We start from the raw sequence: 3,673 nt of genomic DNA on the forward strand, positions 1-3,673 counted from the left end.
GCCCAAGGTGGTGTTGTCGTACGGCGAGCGGGTCAAGACCTCCTGCGGCATCTACGCACCCGACGCCACTGACAGCGTCTACTGTACGAACACCAAGACCGTCCACATGATGGTCAGCGACTACGGCCTGAAGGGCGAGATCGACAAGCCACAACTGCTGGAGGCCCTCAGCGCGGGCTATGCCATCCATGTCCAGAACGTCGCGGGCATCATGAACGCCGTGGCCAAGACCATGAAGAAGCTGTCCAAGCGGGACGCGCTGGCCCTTCAGTCCAGATACACGCTGCAGACGCTCTGCTTCTCCGGGGCCTTCACCGGCAGTGTCTGGGATTCGCTCGGCCACACACGCGAGCACGGCCGGGACTACTACATCGATCGGCACGTCATCGACGGCAATTTCGCCGGCTTCGGCAAAGCGTCCAATCGTGTCTACTGGATCAGGCGGGGGTTCGAGTCCGAGTCGCCGTCCGTCTGCAACACCTTCACGGCTCCGGCCGCCAGGGTGAAATAGCGCGCGCCCAGGGGGAGGACGCGCCGCGCGGCCGTGATCAGCCTCTTACCAGCGTGAGCCCGTAGATGCTCAAGGCCTAAGACGATCTCCCCCGGTGGCGCCTGCATCCGAGTGAACCAGGGCTCCGAGAGCGACCAGTATGTTCCCCGTCACTCAAAATGGTGATCCAGGAAGCCTCTGTGGCCGCGCTGGTCATGACCTTCGTGCTGAAGTGGCCGCGGCTTGGCCCTGATGGGCCGCCGCAGCGAACTCGTCGCCTTGACCAGGGACGACGTGCGCGAGGTCGCCGACGGGCTGGAGGTCGTCATCCGCACTTCCAAAACCGACAAGGACTCCCGCGGCGAGACCATCGCCATCCTCCGCGGCCTCCACCCGCTGACCGACCCGATCGCCGCCTGGCGCGACTGGATCACCGTGCTCGACCAGGCCGGACACACCAGCGGACGGCTACTGCGCCGCGTCAACCGGCACGGCGGCATCGGCCCTTCCCTCGGCGCCGACGCGGTCAACGTATCGTGCGCGACCTGGCAGTACGCGCGCGTGTGCCCTTCGCCGACACGGTCACCGCGCACAGCCTGCGCGCCGGCGGCGCCACCGTCGCCTACGCCGCCGGCGTCCCCGTCGCGGTCATCGCCAGACACGGCCGCTGGGCCCCCGCCTCACCTGTGGTCTTGCGGTACATCAGGGCGGTGGATCGCCGGCGGGACAACGCCATGCGGAATGTCGGTCTCTGACTGGCAAAAGCACGCGGTGGCGGCGAATCCGGGAGATGCGCCGTCCGCCTCTGCCGAGTTCGTCACTCCGTTGATGGTGCGTGCGCAGGGGCGGGGCAGAGTAGGAATGGCGGTGCCCCGGGACGCATGAAAAAGAGGCGCGGGTCTCAGCACGGGACCGCCTCGCCCCGGCGTTTGAGGGTTCATCTCGGGCCGCCCTACTGGGCAAGCATCCCCGCCGTCCGGCCGCTCGATCACCAGCCGCCATCCCACTGACAGGTGAGGGCGCTGACCGCTGATTTTTGCGGCTGCGTGTCAGGCTGCCGCGCACCGGCCACCGTTGCAGAATGTCCCAGAATGAGGATCTCGGACTCGCTCTCGCGCACCCAGCACGACGTGCACAGACCGCTCCGGCGGCCCTGACAGTTGATCCAGAAGGCGGGTTCAACCTCCGGACCGGTGGGCCCTTCGGTCATCGTCCGGCAGGCGCCACCCCGCGGGCGACCCGGCGGCCCGGTACGGAGGTCGCGGCGAGGTTGAGGCGGGCTCCCATGGCGAGGTTCACCTCACCGTGGAGCCGGACGCGGGACCCGAGCGGTGCGGCTGCGTCATGCCCGATGTACGACGTGCCGTCAGTGGCCGAGAGTGCTGAGGATGAGATCGGTCAGGGCGGTGACGGCGTCGTCGGTGGTGGCTCGGCCTCGGTTGATCTCTGCGGCGAGGGCCTCCGCGGCGCCGAGGGTGCCGACGCAGCGCAGCCGGAGGGCTTCGGCGGTGAGGCGGGAGTGGGGGCGCAGGGCGGTGACCATCAGGTTCGTGTAGCGGTCGAGCAGGTCGTGCTGGGTTGCCTCCAGGGCCGGGCTTCCCTTGAGGGCGGCGGAGATGGCGGTGAGTTCCGGCATGTCGGTGGCGCACGTGAAGTAGGCCTCGCTCATGACGCGGGCGACCTCGGGCGCGGTGGGATCGGCGTCCTGCAGGGCCTGGGCCAGCCTGGTCCGGTACTGGTCATCCAGGCGCAGGTAGAGGGCGAGCAGCAGGCCGTGGCGGGTGGCGAAGTGGTCGTAGACGATTGGCCGGCTGACCTGGGCGGCTTCGGCGAGGGTGGGCAGGGTGAGGTCGTCGGCGCCCCGGGTGCGCACGATCGAGGTGGCGGCGTCGAGCAGTTGCTCGCGTCTGGCCGCCTTGGACAGGCGGGTCGATGGGCTGGCCATGGTCCTCCCTTGCGTGCGGGCTCCAGCTTAAGCTACAAAAGGTAGGCTACAAAATGTAGCTTAATCAGGAGGAGTCACACATGGCCAAGTCAGTGCTGATCATGGGTGGGTCGGGACAGGCGGGCAGGGGCACGGCCGTGCTCCTGCGACGCTGGTATCCGGCGCTGCCGCTGACCATCGCCGCTCGCGATCTCGACCGTGCCCGGCGGGTCGCCGACGAACTGGGCAACGCCACGGCCCTCACCTTCGACCTGCGGCGTGGCGATCTCGGGCTCTCGGAGGAGCACGGCTACGCGGCGGTGATCGCTGCCGTGCGCGATTCGCACCTCAACGGGTTGCGCTTCGCGCAGGATCGCGGCGTGCCGTACCTGAGCATCTCCAACGGTTTGGTGGACATCGCGCCGGAGGTCGTCGCGGGCGCCCAGCGGGCGGCGGCCGCACCGATCCTGGTGGCCAGCCACTACCTGGCCGGGCTCGTCGTGCTGGCCGCGATGGAGTCGGCCCGGGAGTTCGAGCGGGTCGACACGGTACGGGTGACGGCGGTGCTGGACGAACGCGATGGCGGCGGGCCTGCGGCCATCGCCGATCTGGAGCGGCTGATGGATGTCACCTCGGCGGGGCTGGTGCGCCGTGACGGCGATTTCATCTGGGTGGCCGGCGCCGATGCGCAGGTGGAGGTGTCCAGCGTGGACGGGGTCGTGCTGCCCGGCCAGACGATCGCCACCCTGGACGTGCCGAGTCTCGCGCTCGCGACGGGCGCGCCGAACGTCCGCTTCGATTTCGCGGTCGGGGAATCGGCCAGTAGGCGGCGCGGCGCGGCGCCTACGACCGAGGTCCGCATCGAGCTGGAGGGAAGTGCGGCGGCGGGCGCGCCGCTCAGCAGGAGCCAATGGCTGGTGCATCCTGAAGGCCAGCGTCCGCTGACCGCGCTCGGTATCGCTCTGGGAGTGGAGCGACTGCTCGGCCTGCGCGGCAGCCCGGTGACGCCGGGCCTGTACACGCCCGAGGCGCTGGTCGACCCGGCCTACGCGGTCGAGCGCATGGCGGAGCTCGGCACGCTGCGGCTCTAGCCGGAGAACGGCAGAACGGGCTGTGGAGTTCGAGGGGTCAGGTTTCGCTCCGGCGAGCTTCCAGCATGCCCGAGCCGTAACCCGGGTGCCTGCGGCAGGTGCTCCCGAGCGATGCCGGTATGCAGCACGAACAAGATGCCCTGCACGGCCGGCCGGTCATCCGGCCGC

At 69.3% G+C, this 3,673-nt stretch carries 4 protein-coding genes and 1 pseudogene; 3 read left to right on the plus strand and 2 right to left on the minus strand.

Going from position 1 to position 3,673, the window contains the following annotated elements; translation table 11 throughout:
- Together ACWCSD_RS49675 and ACWCSD_RS49680 are read left to right on the plus strand one after the other, a co-directional pair.
- Window positions 1-511, plus strand: a 511-nt coding sequence (locus ACWCSD_RS49675) for a neutral zinc metallopeptidase (RefSeq protein ID WP_449926356.1), incomplete at its 5' end; no start/stop codon positions are given.
- 515 nt (window positions 512-1,026) lie between these two features.
- The gene (locus ACWCSD_RS49680) at window positions 1,027-1,245 is read left to right on the plus strand and encodes a hypothetical protein (protein ID WP_449926358.1); all 219 of its coding nucleotides are present in this window, start codon (window positions 1,027-1,029) and stop codon (window positions 1,243-1,245) included.
- A 611-nt stretch (window positions 1,246-1,856) separates the two neighbouring features.
- On the opposite strand, the gene ACWCSD_RS49685 is transcribed toward ACWCSD_RS49680, so the two are convergent.
- Window positions 1,857-2,435 carry a TetR/AcrR family transcriptional regulator gene (locus tag ACWCSD_RS49685; RefSeq protein ID WP_449926360.1) on the minus strand — a complete coding sequence of 193 codons (579 nt, stop codon included), beginning with the start codon at window positions 2,433-2,435 and terminating at the stop codon, window positions 1,857-1,859.
- Window positions 2,436-2,515: 80 nt separating this feature from the next.
- On the opposite strand from ACWCSD_RS49685, the gene ACWCSD_RS49690 reads away from it, so the two are divergent.
- Window positions 2,516-3,505, plus strand: a complete 990-nt coding sequence (locus ACWCSD_RS49690) for a hypothetical protein (RefSeq protein WP_449926362.1) — start codon at window positions 2,516-2,518, stop codon at window positions 3,503-3,505.
- A gap of 49 nt (window positions 3,506-3,554) precedes the next feature.
- Here the strand turns inward: ACWCSD_RS49690 and ACWCSD_RS49695 are convergent.
- A pseudogene (locus tag ACWCSD_RS49695) lies at window positions 3,555-3,673 on the minus strand (IS5/IS1182 family transposase); the annotation flags it as partial.

It is taken from the genome of Nonomuraea sp. NPDC001684, from assembly GCF_053596515.1.